Here is an 18,908-nt window from a genome sequence, read left to right on the forward strand (position 1 = left end):
ATTCCCTTTTATATTTTAAATATCATATTTTCATTTTATATAAACATCTGTTGAAGTAAACCTTTTTTAAACTCCTTTAAATTCTCAAGCTCTTTTTCAATTTTCTCTATTTTACTATCTATTGAAGATAAAAAATCAGCTATTTTTTGTTGTTCTTCTAAGACTGGAAGTTTTATTAAACATTCACCAATTTCTGTTAGATTAATTTTTTGAGGAAAGGCAACTTTTAAAGTTCTTTTATCAAGCTCTTTTTGAAAAAATTTCGATTTTATAAATTGATTTATATAACTAGGATAGATTCTATCTTTTAATTTAATCAAAGCTAAACTTACATAAAAATCTGCTATGATTTCCCAATCAATCAATTTACTTTCTCCAATATTCCCTATTCTTGTCATAAGAATATCATTTTCTTCAATTTTTCTTTTCCTATTATTTTTTATATATTCTTCTTCACTTACAAATTTTACATTAATAAAGTCATTATTTGTAATATTTTCAACACTATAGAAAGGGATTCCCTTCTCTACATATTTAGGAGTTTGATGAGTTCCATCATAAATATTAGCTATTTTATTAAATCTCTTCTCTTTCCACTCTGGATAATCATTCCCCTCATTGTCCTTAAATCTTAACTCTTGAGAGAAAATCTTTTGCATAACTCCCTTTTTATATTCCTTAAATAGCTCTAATTTTTCCTCTGTTAGAGATATTTTTTTATCTACATTAGAAAGAAAGTTAGCTATTTTTTGCTGTTCTGAAAAAATGGGTATATTAATTTTAATATTTTCAATATCTTTTATACTAACATTAGCCTGATTACCTGTTCCACCTATTGATAACTCAAAAAATTTATCTAAAAAACTTTTATGTTTAATTATATCTTTGAAAAAATCTGCACTATATTTTTCATATTTCATTTTAATGCAAGCTAATCTTTGATTTAATAATAAATTATTTTCATTATTAATTTTATAAGAATATCCAAAATCTTTTTTTCCTACTGTTCCTGTCAAAGTTAAAATTATATCATCTTTATTTAATAAATACTCTTTTTCTTTTTCATTAATTTCTTCCATAAAACTTGAATTTCTATCTAATAAAAGCTTATTTTGATATAGATTTCCCATTTTTATAACTTGATATTTAGAAGGTGTATTTAAAAATTTATTACTTTTAAAAGCATACCCTCCTTTTATTTCAGCTATCTCTCCTAACTTCTTCTCTTCCCACTCATCAGTAAACTCTTTAAATCTTAACTTTGGTACTTTTCTCATTCTCTTATCTCACTTTCTACTATCTTCTTTAACTCCTCTTTACTAGGTAAGATTGTCATATATCTACTAGCAAATATCTGTTCATTTCCCTCTGGAAGTGTCATATTTACAAGGGTATCATTTTTATCCTTACAAATTATTATTCCTATTGTCTTATTCTCATCAGCAAGTTTTACATGTCTATCATAATAATTTACATACATTTGCATCTGTCCAATATCTTGATGTTTTAATTTTCCTATTTTCAAATCTATCAATACAAAACATTTTAACAATCTATTGTAGAAAACCAAATCAACAAAAAAGTGTTCTTCATCAAAAGTAAATCTCACTTGTCTTCCTTGAAATAGAAAACCTTTTCCAAGTTCCATTATAAACTTTTCTATATGATTAATTATACCTGTTTCTAAATCATTTTCTGAATATATAGCCTTTTCGTCTAAATTTAAAAATTCTAAAATATATGGATCTTTTATTATATCTTGAGGTTTTTCTATCACTTGTCCTTTTTGAGATAATTCAAGTATTTTTTCCTTATCTCTACTTAGAACCAATCTTTCATATAGAGCAGAATCCATCTGTCTTTTGAGTTCTCTCAAACTCCAACCATTATTTATTGCTTCAATCTCATAAAAATTTCTCTCCTCAATATCAACTATTCTCATAAGAGTTAGATAGTGAGAGTACGAAAGTTTAAATTCGTCAGACAGTGTCTGCCTTTTTTTATAACCTAGATAAAAACTTTTCATCTGTTTTAGATTGGTTTCAGAAAATCCCTTTCCATAGCTCTCAGTCAATCTTATCGAGAGATTTTTTATTAAACTTTTTCCATATTCAGCTCTCTTTTCTCCCCCTTGCTCCTCTTCAACTATCCTCTTACCAATCAAAAAGTATGTTGTTGTCATTGTGGAATTAATTGAGCTGACTATTTTTTTCCTAGATAATTCAATGATATTTTTAATATCTATAAAAACATCTTTTTTCTCAATCTCCATATTCTCACCTACATTATAGGAGCTTTTATTCCAAGCTCGTCACAGAAAGATTTAATAACACTATCCACTTCTGCCATCTCTTTATCAATACCCTTGATCCTATCTACTACCTCATCAAGATCTATCTCCTCTTCCTCTTCAAATGTATCTACATATCTAGGAATATTCAAATTATAATCGTTCTCCTCTATCTCTTTCATACTTACCTTTTTAGAGTATTTCTCAACTTCTTCTCTATCTCTGTAAGTTTTTACAATCTTCTCTACGTCCTCATCTCTTAGATAGTTTTGATTTTTAGCCTTTTCAAACTCATTAGAAGCATCAATAAACAATATATCATCATCAGCTTTTCTATTTTTCTTCACTACTATTATACAAGTAGGTATTGATGTACCATAGAATATATTTGCTGGTAGTCCTATTATTGCATCTATATAGTTTTTATCCTTCAATAGATATTTTCTAATCACTCCCTCACTAGCACCTCTAAATAGTACTCCGTGTGGTACAATTACAGCCATAGTTCCATCATCAGCCAATTGATATATCATATGTTGGATAAATGCAAAGTCAGCCTTACTACTTGGAGCTAATTTCCCATAACTTGCAAATCTCTCATCAGAAAGAAAACTATCATCTGCACTCCATTTTTGTGAGAATGGAGGATTTGCCACCACTATATCAAACCTTTTATCCAAATGTTGTGGATCTTCTAAGGTATTTCCCTGTCTTATCTCAAAATCATTAAATCTAATTCCGTGAAGTATCATATTCATGCGAGCTAAGTTGTAAGTAGTAGTATTTAACTCCTGCCCATAAAAATTAGCTACATCTGTATATTTAGCTATTTTCAACAACAATGAACCTGATCCACAAGTAGGATCATAGGCAGATCTCACTCTATCTTTTCCCGTTGTAGTCAACATAGCTAATAGTTTTGAAGCTTGAGCTGGTGTATAGAACTCTCCAGCTTTTTTACCAGCATTACTAGCAAATTGTCCAATCAAATACTCATAGGCATTTCCTAAAATATCCATCTCTGTATTTTCAAATTGAAACTCAATATCATTTAGATGTTTTACTACCTCTGAAATCATCTTATTCTTATCATCTACTGATTTTCCCAACTTCAACGACGTCAAATCCACATCTCCAAATAGTCCAGAAAAATCATCATTACTAGCCTGTCCATTAGTAGAGTCCTCTATATATTTTAATGCCATTCCCAAATCTTCAATAATAAACTCTCCATTTTTAGCTCTTCTAGCCAAAACTCCAAATAGATATTTCGGCTCTATGAAATATCCAATACTATTTACACAATACTCTCTCACTGCTTCAATATATTCATCATTTCCTTCAATATCTTCAAATCTCATATTATCCTCTGATAATATATCATTCCCCGTTTTTTCAATCTTTTCAGATAGAAATTTAAAAAATATCAAGCCTAATATATAGTTTCTAAACTCATCTGCTCCCATATTTCCTCTAAGTTCATTAGCTATTGCCCATAATCTTTTCTCTAATTCTGCTTGATGTTCTGTCATTTTATCCTCCATAATCTCCATATTTTCTTTACCATCTATCTTTATTTTATCAGTATTTTCATTAATTGTATATATTTTATTGTCTTTAGAGCTAAAAAAGAGTAAAATAGGTGAAAAGGGGGGAGTATTTATGAAAAAACTTTTAATTGTATTGATGTTAGCTACTGCAACTCTTGGTTATGCTAAGGAGAAACATTGTAACAGTTTAGACAGAGATATTGCAAAATTGGATAGACTTACAACTGAAAACTATACTCTTGTTTCAATCTGCTTTGAAAGACCAAATAGAAAGAGTATCAGAAAGACTTTTAACAATTTAGAAAAAACAGAAAAACTTATCAACCATATCACTGATGAACATTTTGCTACTTTAAGAGAAAGAGATGCAAGAAGATTATTCGATAAGAAATACAAGATATTCCAGACTAAAAAGGAATTGTACTATCTAAGAAAAACTCTAGTTGATAGTAGAGATTTAGATGTTGATGATGATTAATTGAGAAAACAAAAATAATATTAAGATTTATTGTTGAATTTATATAAAACATATTTTTAATTTTAAGTGAAAAAATCACTTTTTATATCTATAATTACAATTATACATCACAAAACAGTAAAAATAAAATTGACAAAAGTGTAAAATTCACATAAAATATGTAAAAGGAGGTTTTATGTTAATTAAATTCACAGTAGAAAATTTTTTATCATTCAATAATAAAAAAGAGTTTAGTATGATAACTGGGAAATCTCGTTCACATACTTCTCATATTTATAGCACTCCAAATTTATCATTACTAAAAACTTCATATATTTATGGAGCAAATGCTTCTGGAAAAACTAACTTTATTAAAAGTATTAATTTTGCTAGAAAATGTATCCTTAATGGAATGGCTAGTGTAAATACCTTAGAAAAAAATTACAAGTTAGATGAAGATAGCTTAAATAGACCCACTCAATTTGAATTTGAAATTTTAATAGAAGATAAAATTTACGCCTATGGTTTTTCATTTTTTTTAAAAACAAAAGAAATATTAGAAGAATGGCTTGTTGAAGTAGGAAAAAAAGAAGATATAAATATATTCACAAGAGAAAAAAATAAAATTGAAAATTCTTTAAAATTAACAGAAACAGATAATATTAAATTAAATGTTTATTTAAGTGATTTAGAACCAAATACCTTACTATTAGAAACTTTAAATAAAAAGAAATGGGAAAAAAATGATTATGAGTTTTTAAAAGTTCTAAAATGGTTAGAAGAAAATTTAATAATTATTTTTCCAAATACGACTAACTATGTTATGGAATATTTTGAAAATACCAATAGTTGGGTAGAATATTTAAATATCTTTGATATAGGAATTACTGAAATTTCTTTTGGAGAACGTGAATTTGAGGAGTTGCCTATCCCTAAAGAACTAAAAAGTAAAATTTCAAATGATATGGCTAATTTAGTTTTAGATAAGGAAGATAATAAAAAAATTATTATTGGACTTGGAGATAATTTTTTAAATCTTTATTTAGAAAATAATAAATTAAAAGCTAAAGAGATTATATTTAGGCATAAAGGCTTAGAAAAAGAGGTAGAATTCAAATTTTATGAAGAGTCTGATGGAACTAAACGTTTATTAGAACTACTTCCTCTATTAGAAAAAGTAAAATGTAACAATCAAACAATATTGATAGATGAATTAGAAAGAAGCTTACACCCTGTTTTGGTAAAAGAATTTTTAAGAAGATTCTATAAAAATATGGAAAAAACTAATTCTCAATTAATAATTACTACTCATGAATCAAGATTGCTAGATTTAGATATAATAAGAAGAGATGAGGTATGGTTTGCAGAAAATTCCATTGAGGAAGGTACAAACCTCTATTCATTAGAAGAATTTAAAACAAGATTTGATCTAAAATTAGACAAAGCTTATTTACTTGGAAGATATGGGGGAATTCCTCAAATTAAAACTCTTTTAGATGAAGAGATAGAGTGTGATGACTAATGGGAAGAGAGCGAGGAAAAAATCCTTTTATTAGGACCAGTGAGACTAAATATAAAAGTTGTCAATGGTTGTAAAGAAAATAATTTTAATCTTTATTTAAGTAATCCTAATTTTGAATTATGGTTGTTATTTCACTTTATACAAGAGATAACTTTAGAACAACAAGATAAATTTTTATCTAAAAATGGAGAAATAGCAAAAGAACTTCAAAAATATTTAAATAAAAATAATCTATCAAAAGCAAAAAGTTTCAATAAAAAAATCTTATTTGAACACTACATAGATAGAATTGATAATGCTATAAAAGTTGCTAAAAAATATGAGACTGATATAAATAAACTCAAAGATAACTTAGGAACTAATGTATATCAGCTAGTTGAAAAATTTAATATCTAATACAAAAACACTCCTTAAAGGAGTGTTTTTATATCTTCTCTATTTTTAATTTTTGCTCTTCTCTTCTCCAAGTACATAGCCTATAACTTTTCTTACACCCATTGTCACAGAATCACTTAATGATCTAAAATAAGCAAGTACAGGATTTTCTTCTCTCTCTTTCTCTTCTTCTACACCCAATTTCTTAAAGAATGATATTGTCATAGTTATAATTACTATACCTGATATGACATCTGATATTGGAGAAGCAAATAGAATACCATATATTCCTTTTCCTATCTCTTTTCCTTCAAGAGCCATACTCAATCCTATTGTAAATACCACAAAGCAGAACATATCTCTTATTATTGAAGCTACCATTGAATGTATTGGTTTTCCAATAGATTGGAAAAAGATTGATGATATTTTAATAAAACAAGTTACAAAACATAGTGCCAAGAAGATACGGAAACTTTTTATTGCAAAGTCCATGTAAAGATCATTCTGTTTTCCAAAGATAAGAATTATCTTCTCTGGCCATAATTCAAATATTGTAGTTGCTAAGATTCCAACACTAAGTGAAGAGATTAAAATATAACGATAAGTCTGTTTTACACGATCTAATTTTTTAGCACCATAGTTATACCCCAAAATTGGTTGTCCACCTAAAGCTATACCCACAGCTATATTGTTAACTATTGTATATACTTTTGTCTGAATACTAAAAACTGATATTGGTATATCACTTCCATACATTGAACTACTTCCATATTTTGCCAAAGTAATATTACTCAATAGAGTCATTACTACCATAGATATTTGAATAATAAATGTTGATCCACCAAGAATTACTAAGTGTTTTAACATATCTTTTTTTATGTGAAAGCTCTCTTTTAACAATTTAAAGCTTTTTGGTTTGAAAAAATATACAGAACATATTATGAAAGATACCATCTGTCCAATTACTGTGGCTATTGCTGCTCCTTCAATCCCCCAATCTAACCAAAATATAAAAATAGGATCTAAAATTATATTTAAAACTGCTCCTGAACACATAGCAACCATTGCATAAGTAGGGCTTCCATCTGCTCTTATCATACTGTTCATCACATTGAACATTAAATATGCTGGAAAAAACATTGCTATAATTCTAAAGTAATCTGCTGCTAAAGAAAGTGTAGCATCTGAAGCTCCAAATAAAACCATCAAAGGTTCACAAAACACAAGACTGATAACTGATAAAACTATACTGATTATCAAAGTACTACTAAGCCCTGTTCCTACACATCTATGAGCACTTTCACTATCTTGACGCCCTGAACATATACTTAAATATGACGCAGCTCCATCTCCAACACACCAAGCAAAAGCATTACATATACACACAATAGGGAATGATATTCCTGTTGCCGCATTTCCTAGATATCCTAGATCACTATTTCCTATGAAAATTTGATCTACAATATTGTAAAATGCACTGATCAATAATCCCATTACACAAGGGAGTGAGAATTTTAAAAGTAGTTGTGAAATTGGTTTTTCTCCTAAAATCCTGTTTTTTTCCATCTGAACGTCCTCCTTAAAATAAAAAAACTACCTGCAAACAGCCTACTATTTGCAAGTTAATGCCTTATAGTAAACTATTTGCGGTAGTTTGTAGATACGTTCACCCAATTGTAAACCTATATAAGTTCATCTCATACAGAATAACATATTTTTGTAATTTTTGTCAACACTTTTTTGTAAGTTTATCCCTCTCCTTTTTCACCTACATATTAAAAATATTGAATCTATCCAATATCTTCTCAATTCTCTCCTGTATGCTCTGTATCTTTTTATTTATCTTTAAAACACTTATTTTCCCAGAAAAAGAGTCTTTTATATCATTAAAATCTGGTTTTTTATCTGCAAACTCACAGTTTTCAACGATCTCATTCACTTTTCCATAAACAAGCTCCTCTTCTGCTACCATCTCTTGAATAGCTTCCTCTCTTTTTTTCTTCATAAACTTTATAAGTTTATCTTCGACACTTCCTTCAAAATCAACAGAGAAAATTCTCCTATTCTCCTCTATAAACCTCTCCAATAACTCCCTTTTATTTTTCAATTTTGGTATGCTATCCACAGTCTTTAATATATACTCTACATCTCTTGCAAAAGAAGGATCTTTATTATCCAAATTTTTTAGAAGAGATACTATATAAGTGGCATTTATACTATCTTTAGCAAGTAGCTCTATCTCAAAATCAATCTCATCTATAACTGAGGTCTTACCTTTATCTCTTCCTCCACCTACCAATGTATCATACATATCTATATACTTACTCTTATAAGACTCGAACTCATCTTGATCTATATTCAAGTCCTCAAAGCTGAATGTACTAAAGGACTCCAATTTATTTAACACTCTTAAAATATTTTTAAAGCTCTCTATAAAGGCTAGTTTATTATCTTCAGTTTCAAGATTATCAACCTCTTCAGGTGTAAGAGCCAATCCTTTCAATCTCTCTACATAATCATTCAATATGGCTACATACTCCTCATAGCTCTTCATCAATACAGTTTCTACAGCATTTTCATCAGAAAAAAGTTTAATAGCTTCATCAGTTCTTTTCTTCAAATTTCTAAAGCAAACTATATTCCCGTGAGATTTATTGGCATTGAGTATTCTATTTGTTCTAGAGTAAGCTTGTATCAAACCGTGATATTTTAAGTTCTTATCCACATATAGAGTGTTTAGATACTTACTATCAAATCCTGTTAAAAACATATTAACTACAAGAAGTATATCTATCTTTCTCTCTTTTACCTTTTTAGATATATCTATAAAATAGCTATTAAATCCATTATCAGAGTTAAGGTTAAAATTAGATCCATACAGCTTATTGTAATCTGCTACCATCTCATCAAGATGCTCTCTTGGGTGTTTACACTCTACCCCTTCCACTTCAAAAGTTCCCTCATCATTTGCCAAATCAACATTAGCTTCATAGGTAAATATACTAGCTATTCTCAAGTTACTATTTTTTTCCTTAAATATATGATAATACTCTATAAGAGTGTTTATATCCCCTATTGCAAATATACTCTGATACTCTCTATTAGATGTTTTCAAATTGTGATTAGCTATTATAAAATCAACTATCTTCTCAAGTCTCTCTCTCTTTGAGTAAACCTCATATGTGTCAATTCCATTCTCTATCATCTCATCTGGTGATAGATCATACCCCTCTTTATTTTTCAAATTAAATGTAGAGTAGTATTCCACTGAAAATCCTAAAACATTCTCATCATCAATAGCCTCTTTTATTGTATATTTATGTAGGCAATCTCCAAATAGATCCTTGGTAGTTCTATATTTTATAGCATTGGCAGAGAATATTGGTGTTCCTGTAAATCCAAAAAATTGTTTATTTGTAAAAAATTCATCTATTCTCTTATGTGTATCTCCAAACTGTGTTCTATGGCACTCATCAAAGATAAACACCACTCTCTTATTTTTTATCTTTTCCATCTGCTCCAAATAGTATAGTTTTGAGATAGCATTATTTAGCTTCTGTATAGTTGTTACAACTACCTTTTTATTTCCTCTCACCATCTTTTGAACAAACTCATTTGTATCCTCTACTCTACTTATAGAACCCTCTTCAAAAGCATTGAACTCCTTTGCAGTCTGATAGTCCAAATCCTTTCTATCCACACAGAATACAACCTTATCTATCTCATCAAGAGTGGCTATAATCTGACTAGCTTTAAAAGATGTAAGTGTCTTTCCACTTCCTGTAGTGTGCCAAATGTATCCATTGAATGAGGGGTAGTTTTTCACCCTATCAATTATCTTTTCAACAGCATAGTATTGGTATGGTCTCAATATCATAAGTGCCTTTTGAGTCTCATTGGTAACTATGTATTTTGTAAGCATACTCCACAGATGCTCTCTTGTTAAAAAGCTCTTAGTAAAATCTACCAATCTATTTCTCTTGAGATTATGCTCATCTGTCCAAGGGAAAGTAAATTCATATCTCAACTCTCCATTGTTTGAAAAATATCTTGTATTCTCCTCATTACTGATTACAAATATCTGAATATATTGAAACAGTGCCTTATATGAAAAAGAGTGTCTTTGGTATCTTTGAATTTGAAAAAATGCCTTTTTTAATCTAATACCCTTCCTTTTTAACTCTATCTGTGTAAGTGGCAATCCATTTACTAGGATAGTTACATCATATCTATTCTCATATTGCCCCTTCATAGTTATCTGATTGGTAACTTGAAAGATATTATTTTCCATACTCTCTTTATCTATAAAGGAGATATATTTCATCTCTCCCTTATCAGTCAGCAATTCAAATTTATCTCTCAATTTTTTAGCTTTTTCAAATATACTTCCACCAGCTAAATGTACTTGTACCTTCTTAAATTCTGAATCACTTAATCTTATTCCATTAAATTTTTCCAATTGTTTTCTAAAATTATATACTAAATCTTCTTCATCTTTTATCTCTACAACTTCATATCCCTGTGAAGATAATTGAGTTATCAGTTGCTTCTCTAACTCCTTTTCAGAAACCATAGTCTCCCCTCCATTTTTATACTCTCCTCTATTTTATCACATTTTCATAAGATTTTAAAATACCTTTTATTTTCCAGTTTTTTACTGTATAATAAATTTAAATGGGATTAAATTAAAAACTTTAAATTGAAGAGGTTAGGTATGAAAATATTAGTTACAGATTGTCAAAAATCTAAAGATGGTTATTTGATAAAAACTACACCAAAAGATATATTTTATCCAGATGGTAAGGGTGGACAATTAGGAGATCGTGGAACTATTGATAATTCTCAAGTCCTATCAGTGAATGAAGAGAATATCTTAGTGGATAGAGAACTTCAATGTAAGGAGTATGAATACAGCATAGATTATGGGAGAAGAGAGGATATAGCTTGTCAGCATACAGCTCAGCATCTATTCTCTGCCTTGGCTTATCATAACTATCACCTCAATACAGTGGGATTTAGAATGACTCCTGATTATAGTACTGTGGACTTAGATTCCAATGAGATAACAGAGGAAACTATAAACAGTTTAGAAAAAGAGGTCAATAAAGTTATCAGAAAGGGAATACAATTAAAAATTTTTACAATGAAAAATGAAGAAGCTAGAAAAATAGAGGGACTTCGTAGAGCTATCAAAGAAAAGGTGACTGGTGATGTCAGATTTGTTGAGATTCCTGATATTGATCTAGGTGCTTGTGCTGGTTTTCATGTAAAAAATACCAAAGATATTCAACTTTTTAAAATTATTAACCATGAAAAGATCAAAGGAAATTATATAAGATTCTACTTTATAGCTGGAAATAGAGCCTTTGAAGATTATCTATATAAACACAGAATGACAAAGGAGTTATGTCAATCTTTTAGCTGTAAAGACTATGAGATTATGGATATGATAGAAAAGAGCCTAGATGAGAGAAAAAAAGTGGAGAGTGAATTCAAAAATCTAGCTTCTCACTATAGTGAACTCCTAGCGGAAAAACTTTTAAAAGAGTGTGAAAAGATCTCAAATTATCAGCCTATATTTTATTTTGAAGATAAGACAGTAGCTCAATTTTTAATAAAGCAGATGAAAGATGATAATATTTTAATCACTGGAAATGGAGATAGTTTTTCTATCATCTCAAACTCCTTTAATTGCAAGGAGTTCATTAAATATCTTATGGATAAAAAACCTGATATTAAAGGGGGAGGAAATCAAGTTAAGGGTAATTTTAAAGGGAAGATCTCTGAACAAGAGTTAAAGGATATATTAACTGAATATCTATGTTCTAATTAAATCTTTCTCATACAATAATATAGTGTTGTAATTACTCATTTTTTCTGTTATAATACATTGTTAATTAAAAACTTTATGGAGGAAAATAATGTCAGATAGAATAAATTTATTAAATCTTAATCAACAAGAGTTAGAGGAGTTTATCATCTCTCTTGGAATGAAGAAATTTTACGGGAAACAACTTTTTAACTGGTTACATAAAAAAATAGTTAGAGACTTAAATGAGGTTACTAACCTATCTTTAAAAGATAGAGAAACTTTGATGGAAAAAGCATACATTCCATTTTTAAATCTACTTAAGCACCAAGTGTCTAAAATAGATAAAACAGAGAAATTCCTATTCCAATTAGAAGATGGAAATACTATTGAAACTGTGTTATTAAGACATAAAGATAAGAGAAATACTCTTTGTATCTCATCTCAAGTAGGTTGTGCTGTAAAATGTGCTTTCTGTGCAACAGGACAAGGTGGATTTGTAAGAGATCTAAATGTAAGTGAGATCATAAACCAAGTATACACTGTAGAGAGAAGATTGGTTAAGCAGGGAACTAACCTTAATAATATTGTATTTATGGGAATGGGTGAGCCACTTTTAAACCTTACTAATGTTTTAAAGGCTCTAGAGATCCTATCTAATGAAAACGGTATAAACATATCTAAGAGAAAGATAACTATCTCTACTTCTGGAATTGTACCAAATATCGAAAAGATACTGCTTGAGAAAGTTCCAGTAGAGTTAGCTATATCTCTACATACAGCTATCAATGAGAAGAGAGATGAGATTATCCCTATCAATAGAAGATATCCATTAGAGGATCTACATGCTGTATTACAAGAGTACCAAAGACAGACAAAGAGAAGAATAACTTTTGAATATATCTTGATCAATAACTTTAACGTATCAGAAGCTGATGCCAATGCTCTAGCTGATTTCGTACACGATTTTGATCATGTAGTTAACCTTATCCCTTGCAACCCAGTAGAGGGAACAGAGATGGAAAGACCTTCTGATAAGAAAATTGAGAGATTTGTAAACTTCTTAGAGAATGTAAGAAGAGTTAATGTAACTATTAGAAGAGAAAAAGGAACAGATATTGATGGAGCTTGTGGACAATTAAGACAAAAAAATAAAAAACCTACTAAATAAGGGGGAAGAATGAAAAAGTTTACATACTTAAAGATATTTTTAGCTGTAATATTTTTAGGTGGAGTAATTACTTCAGGAGTAGTTTTTGGAGTAGTGTACAAGTATTATAAAGAACTTCCAGAAATTTCAACTCTAATAGAGGATTATTCTCCATCTATCCCTACAACTGTATATGATAGAAACGGAAAAGTTATTGATATAATATCTAGAGAGAGTAGAAAAGTGGCAAAGTTTAAAGATATTCCTCAAAATGTAAAAAATGCTTTCTTGGCTATTGAAGACAAACAGTTCTACTCTCACCACGGTATACACTTTAAAAGATTGGTTGGAGCTATAGTTGCCAATGTAAAAAATAGATCTGCTGTACAAGGAGCTAGTTCATTCACGCAACAATTGGCTAGAAATGCCTTTTTATCTCATGAGAAAAGCTTGGCTAGAAAGATTAAAGAAGCTCTTATCACCTTTGAAATTGAGAGAAAATATACAAAAGATGAGATTTTTGAAAAATATCTTAATGAGATATACTTTGGAGCTGGAGCTTATGGTGTAAGAACAGCTGCTGAACAATTTTACAGAAAGGATATCTCACAGATTGGCTTGGCTGAATCTGCTCTTTTAGCTGGAATACCAAATAGACCTGACACATACAACCCTACTAAAAAGTTAAAAAATTCTATTAAAAGAATGAAGTTGATTCTTTCGGAGATGTATGAAGATGGTATGATCACAAAAGAGGAGTATGAGAAAGCTCTAGCTCATAAATTCTATAATGAAAAGGATATTCCTAAGGATTTTGTCCTAGATGATAATACAACTATTGTGTACAATAAGAAAAATGCTGTTGAATATAATGTTCCTGATTTTTCTGATCTAGTTGAAAAGATTTTGCTAGAAAATTTTGATGAGGATCTTATCTATACGGGTGGATTAAAAGTCTATACTACTCTTGATTTAGATATGCAAAAAGTTGCTAAAGAGAGTTTTGATAACTATGAATTATTTAAAAAAGATAGTAAAAACGAGTTACAGGGTGGTATGATCACTATTGATCCTAACAACGGACATATAATTACTATTGTAGCTGGTAGAAACTTTAAAGCTGGTGGATTCAATAGAGCCACTATGGCAAAAAGACAACTTGGTTCATCTTTCAAACCATTCCTTTACTTTACAGCTTTACAAAATGGTTATGAGCTAAATACAGTTGTTGAAGATAGATATTTACAGTATGGTAAGTGGATTCCTAAAAACTATGGTAGTAGATATAGTAACAATCTCACTCTTTTGACTGCCCTAGATAGATCTGTAAACACTGTATCAATACAGCTTTTAGATCATATTGGAGTGGCTAATCTTAAAAAGAATATAGCTAAGTTAGATCCAAACTTAAAAATACCTAATGACTTAACTGCTTCTTTAGGTTCATTTGAAAATACACCATTACAACACGCTTTAGACTATAGTATCTTTGCTAATGGTGGTTACAAAATTAAGCCTATAGTTGTTACTTCAGTTGTGGATAAGTATGGAAACTCTATCTATGAGGAATTACCAGACAAAGAAAAAGTATATGATAGTATTGATACCAGCCTTATAACTTATATGCTGAAGAGTTCTGTCCTACATGGTAGCTCATCAAGAGCATCTGTTTATGATCTACAGAAGAAAAGAATTGAACAGGGTGGAAAAACAGGTACAACCAATGAAAATAGAACTATCTGGTTTGCTGGAATAACTCCTAACTATGTTACAACTATATATATAGGTTATGATAATAACTCACCTATAAAGGGTAATATTACAGGTGGTAGTGGAGTTGCTCCACTATGGGCACAATATTATCAAAATTTAGTTAATAAAAAACTTTATGATACCTCTGCTAAATTCTCATTCCTAGATAACCATTTAAAAAATGGTGATATCTTTATTCAAAACTTAGCCTTAGACACAGGTCTAAAAGTAAACAATGGAAGAGATTTTGCAATTAGAAGAGGAAAGCTACAATTAGAAAATAGCGAGAAATACTCTAAAGGAATTTCTGGAGTATTTGAGAGAGCTGGTTATTCAAATAGAAACTCTTCTCAAACAGAAGTTAAAAAAGAGGGAAATAGTTTAAATGGAAATAGCAATTTCAAAGAGGTTACCCCTATTGAAAACAAGACTAAATCCCCTTCAAATACTGAAGATTCTCTTTTCCAAAGATTGTTAGGTAATTAATAAAAAAAGGTGTTACATTTTTCTGTAGCACCTTTTTATTAATTAAAAATGGCTAGAATTAACTAACCATTTTAATTTATACTATTTTTTTAATAAAACTCTCATTATAAGGTCTCCAACCTTAACATCTTTTCCCTTTGCAACAACTTCAATTTTCTCTATAGCATCCATATTGTTGATAATTACAGGAGTTTTTGTTGATGGAACTTTATCTTTTATAAAGTCTAAATCATACTCTACTAATTTATCTCCAACTTCTACAGAATCAGAAGTTGCCACTCTGTTAAATCCCTCACCTTTTAAAGTTACAGTATCTATACCAAAGTGAACTATCATCTCTAATCCGTTTGGTGTTTCAAAGCTAACAGCATGGTTAGTTTCAAAAATATCTATATCTCCATTTACTGGTGCATATATAGCTCCACTAGTTGGATCAATAGCACACCCATCTCCTACCATTTTTTGAGCAAAAGCATCATCAGGAACCTCTGATAGATCAATAACTCTACCATTTAAAGGTGAGTATATCTCAAACCATTCCTCACTGTTTTTCTTTTTAAAAAAATCAAATAATCCCATAAAAATCCTCCTATTCGAATTAATAGTACACCATATTATTTCACATTTTTAAAAATAAATCAATTATTTTTTTTATTTGACTAAATTTTAATTTTTTAAAAAAATTGTTTAAAAATAGTTGACAAATTTATTTTTATGTTCTATAATCAGAATATAAATAAATTAGCACTCAAGCGATTAGAGTGCTAACAAATCAAAAGGAGGTCGTTTTTATATGAATCAAAATAAATTTACAGAAAACTCATTATTAGCTTTACAAGAGGCACAAACACTTGCGATTAAAGCTAAACAACAAACTATAAAACCTGAGTTTCTAGCTTTGGCTCTCCTTAAAAATAGTGAGGGACTTATTCCTAGAATTATTGAAAAGTTAGATTTAAATTTAAACTATATAGTTGGTCAGCTAGAAAATGAAGTTTTAAAATTTCCAAAGGTAGAGGGTAGTAATCTAGGAGATACTTCATTGGATCAAGGAACTCATAGAGTTTTAATAGAAGCTGAAAGCCTTATGGAGAAAATGGGAGACTCTTACATAAGTGTTGAACATCTTTTCTGGGCATTATTAAGACATCTTCCTATCTTAAAAAGATTAGGTTTAGATGAGAAAAAATATGAAGAGGTTGTCAAAGAGATTAGAGGAAATCAAAAAGTTGATTCTCAAAATCCAGAAGCTAATTATGAAGTCTTAGAAAAATATGCTAAAAACTTAGTTGAATTAGCTAGACAGGGAAAAATTGACCCTATCATAGGTAGAGATAGTGAAATTAGAAGAGCTATTCAAATTATCTCTAGAAGAACTAAAAATAATCCTATCCTTATTGGAGAACCTGGTGTAGGTAAAACTGCAATAGCTGAGGGATTAGCTCAAAGAATTTTAAATGGTGACGTACCAGAGTCATTAAAAGGTAAAACTATCTACTCTCTAGATATGGGAGCTCTAATAGCTGGGGCAAAATTTAGAGGTGAATTTGAAGAGAGATTAAAAGGTGTTTTAAAAGAGGTTGAAACTTCAAACGGTAATATTATTCTATTTATTGATGAGATCCACACTATAGTTGGTGCTGGAAAAACTGATGGAGCTATGGACGCAGGTAATATCTTAAAACCTATGCTTGCAAGAGGAGAGGTTAGAGTTATTGGTGCTACAACTATTGACGAGTATAGAAAATATATTGAAAAGGATCCAGCTCTTGAAAGAAGATTCCAAATTGTATTAGTTAATGAACCTACTGTTGAAGATACTATATCAATATTGAGAGGACTTAAAGAAAAGTTTGAGATGTATCACGGAGTTAGAATTTCTGATGGTTCTATTGTTGCTGCTGCCACTCTAAGTAATAGATATATCACTGATAGACAGCTTCCTGATAAGGCTATTGACCTTATAGATGAAGCTGCTGCTATGATCAGAACTGAGATTGATTCTATGCCAGCTGAACTTGATGAGCTTACTAGAAAAAGTATGCAACTTGAGATTGAAAAGGAAGCCTTAAAAAAAGAGACTGATACAGCTTCTAAAGAGAGATTGGAAAATCTTGAAAAAGAGTTAGCTGAGATAAACTCTAAAAAATCTCTTTTAAAATCTCAATGGGAACTTGAGAAAAAAGATATTACTAAGGTAAAAGAGATCAAAGAAGAGATTGAAAAAGTTAAGCTTGAAATGGAACAAGCTGAAAGAAACTATGATTTAACTAAACTTTCAGAGTTAAAATATGGTAAACTTGGTGAGCTTGAAAGACAATTAAAAGAGCAACAAGACAAACTTGATGAAGCTTATGGAAGTAGTGGACTTTTAAAACAAGAGGTTACTTCTGATGAGATTGCAGATATTGTATCTAAATGGACAGGTATCCCTGTATCAAAACTTGCCGAAACTGAAAAAGAAAAAATATTAAATCTTGAAACTTCTCTAAAAGAGAGAGTAAAAGGTCAAGATGAGGCTGTAAAAGCTGTTGCTGATACTATGATCAGATCAAGAGCTGGACTTAAAGATGCTAACAGACCAATGGGATCATTCATCTTCTTAGGGCCAACTGGGGTAGGTAAAACTTATTTGGCTAAATCTCTAGCTTATAATCTTTTTGATAGTGAAGATTCAGTTATTAGAATAGATATGAGTGAGTATATGGATAAATTCTCTACTACTAGACTTATTGGTGCACCTCCAGGATATGTAGGTTATGAAGAGGGTGGACAACTTACTGAAGCTGTAAGAACAAAACCTTATTCAGTAATACTATTTGATGAGATTGAAAAAGCTCATCCTGATGTATTCAACATTCTATTACAAGTGCTTGATGATGGTAGATTGACAGATGGACAAGGAAGAATTGTAGACTTCAAGAATACATTGATTATTATGACTTCCAATATTGGAAGTAGCTTAATTCTTGATGATATCAATTTGAGTGAAGCTACAAAAGAGAGAGTACTAGATCAATTAAAAGCTAACTTTAGACCTGAGTTTTTAAACAGAGTTGACGAGATAATTACTTTTAAAGCTCTTGATCTTGCTTCTATTAAGGATATAGTTAAACTTGCTCTTAAATCTGTTGAAGATAAGTTAAAAGATAGATATATTCAACTTAACTTCTCTGATGAGGTTGTAGAATATCTAGCTGAAAATGCTTATGAACCTCAATATGGAGCAAGACCACTTAGAAGATATATACAAAAAGAGCTTGAAACAACACTTGCTAAACTTATCCTTTCTAATCAGATAAAAGAGAGAGATACTGTTGATGTTGTACTTGAAAATAATGAGATCACTTTTAAAGTGAGATAATAGAAAAACCAGGATAGTATAAATAATTTTGTGTAAATAAAAATCTCTCTTGATTATTGATGAATTATAAGTATAATTTAATTAATATCAAGGGAGGTTTTTTTATGTCTTTATTACCTAAAGAACTTATTAAAGAAATTGTTAAAAAAGGAA

At 29.8% G+C, this 18,908-nt stretch carries 13 protein-coding genes and 1 riboswitch; of the genes, 7 read left to right on the forward strand and 6 right to left on the reverse strand.

Translation table 11 applies throughout. The features are described from left to right. Positions 1 to 35 precede the first annotated feature (35 nt). From QZ286_RS01215 to QZ286_RS01225, 3 genes are read right to left on the reverse strand one after another with little or no spacing between them, the layout of a single operon-like run. The gene (locus QZ286_RS01215; protein WP_291255151.1) at positions 36 to 1,277 is read right to left on the reverse strand and encodes a restriction endonuclease subunit S; all 1,242 of its coding nucleotides are present in this window, start codon (positions 1,275 to 1,277) and stop codon (positions 36 to 38) included. Continuing rightward, a complete protein-coding gene (locus tag QZ286_RS01220) occupies positions 1,274 to 2,272 on the reverse strand; it encodes a PDDEXK nuclease domain-containing protein (protein ID WP_291255152.1) in 999 nt (332 codons plus the stop codon). Before QZ286_RS01220 ends, QZ286_RS01215 begins: the two co-directional genes overlap by 4 nt. Before the next feature lie 8 nt (positions 2,273 to 2,280). Then, the gene (locus tag QZ286_RS01225; protein WP_291255153.1) at positions 2,281 to 3,822 is read right to left on the reverse strand and encodes a type I restriction-modification system subunit M; all 1,542 of its coding nucleotides are present in this window, start codon (positions 3,820 to 3,822) and stop codon (positions 2,281 to 2,283) included. 130 nt (positions 3,823 to 3,952) lie between these two features. Between QZ286_RS01225 and QZ286_RS01230 the strand changes: the two genes are divergently transcribed. From QZ286_RS01230 to QZ286_RS01240, 3 genes are all read left to right on the forward strand, one after another. Further along, positions 3,953 to 4,318 (forward strand): hypothetical protein, encoded by a 366-nt coding sequence (locus QZ286_RS01230; RefSeq protein ID WP_291255154.1) that lies wholly within the window; start codon positions 3,953 to 3,955, stop codon positions 4,316 to 4,318. A gap of 175 nt (positions 4,319 to 4,493) precedes the next feature. Beyond that, complete coding sequence (locus QZ286_RS01235) at positions 4,494 to 5,819, forward strand: ATP/GTP-binding protein (RefSeq protein ID WP_291255155.1); 1,326 nt, start codon at positions 4,494 to 4,496, stop codon at positions 5,817 to 5,819. Between the two features lie 39 nt (positions 5,820 to 5,858). After that, entirely contained in the window at positions 5,859 to 6,215 is a 357-nt protein-coding gene (locus tag QZ286_RS01240) for an RloB domain-containing protein (RefSeq protein WP_291255156.1), read from the forward strand. A gap of 45 nt (positions 6,216 to 6,260) precedes the next feature. On the opposite strand, the gene QZ286_RS01245 is transcribed toward QZ286_RS01240, so the two are convergent. Then, positions 6,261 to 7,760, reverse strand: a complete 1,500-nt coding sequence (locus QZ286_RS01245) for an MATE family efflux transporter (protein WP_291255157.1) — start codon at positions 7,758 to 7,760, stop codon at positions 6,261 to 6,263. A gap of 47 nt (positions 7,761 to 7,807) precedes the next feature. Beyond that, a riboswitch (purine riboswitch) is annotated at positions 7,808 to 7,904 on the reverse strand. A 58-nt stretch (positions 7,905 to 7,962) separates the two neighbouring features. After that, complete coding sequence (locus tag QZ286_RS01250; protein ID WP_291255158.1) at positions 7,963 to 10,767, reverse strand: type I restriction endonuclease subunit R; 2,805 nt, start codon at positions 10,765 to 10,767, stop codon at positions 7,963 to 7,965. A 141-nt stretch (positions 10,768 to 10,908) separates the two neighbouring features. Between QZ286_RS01250 and QZ286_RS01255 the strand changes: the two genes are divergently transcribed. The 3 genes from QZ286_RS01255 (at position 10,909) to QZ286_RS01265 (ending at position 15,391) form a co-directional block, all read left to right on the forward strand. Continuing rightward, the gene (locus QZ286_RS01255; RefSeq protein ID WP_291255159.1) at positions 10,909 to 12,027 is read left to right on the forward strand and encodes an alanyl-tRNA editing protein; all 1,119 of its coding nucleotides are present in this window, start codon (positions 10,909 to 10,911) and stop codon (positions 12,025 to 12,027) included. An 85-nt stretch (positions 12,028 to 12,112) separates the two neighbouring features. After that, the gene (gene rlmN, locus QZ286_RS01260; protein WP_291255164.1) at positions 12,113 to 13,174 is read left to right on the forward strand and encodes a 23S rRNA (adenine(2503)-C(2))-methyltransferase RlmN; all 1,062 of its coding nucleotides are present in this window, start codon (positions 12,113 to 12,115) and stop codon (positions 13,172 to 13,174) included. 9 nt (positions 13,175 to 13,183) lie between these two features. Continuing rightward, positions 13,184 to 15,391, forward strand: coding sequence for a transglycosylase domain-containing protein (locus QZ286_RS01265; protein ID WP_291255160.1), 2,208 nt, complete (start codon positions 13,184 to 13,186; stop codon positions 15,389 to 15,391). Positions 15,392 to 15,472: 81 nt separating this feature from the next. Here QZ286_RS01265 and QZ286_RS01270 read toward each other — a convergent pair whose 3' ends face one another. After that, positions 15,473 to 15,970 (reverse strand): PTS glucose transporter subunit IIA, encoded by a 498-nt coding sequence (locus QZ286_RS01270; RefSeq protein ID WP_291255161.1) that lies wholly within the window; start codon positions 15,968 to 15,970, stop codon positions 15,473 to 15,475. Between the two features lie 214 nt (positions 15,971 to 16,184). On the opposite strand from QZ286_RS01270, the gene clpB reads away from it, so the two are divergent. Next, positions 16,185 to 18,755 (forward strand): ATP-dependent chaperone ClpB, encoded by a 2,571-nt coding sequence (gene clpB, locus QZ286_RS01275; RefSeq protein ID WP_291255162.1) that lies wholly within the window; start codon positions 16,185 to 16,187, stop codon positions 18,753 to 18,755. Positions 18,756 to 18,908: the final 153 nt, after the last annotated feature.

Origin of the sequence: Fusobacterium sp. (assembly GCF_019012925.1) — a bacterium.
GTDB lineage: Bacteria > Fusobacteriota > Fusobacteriia > Fusobacteriales > Fusobacteriaceae > Fusobacterium_A.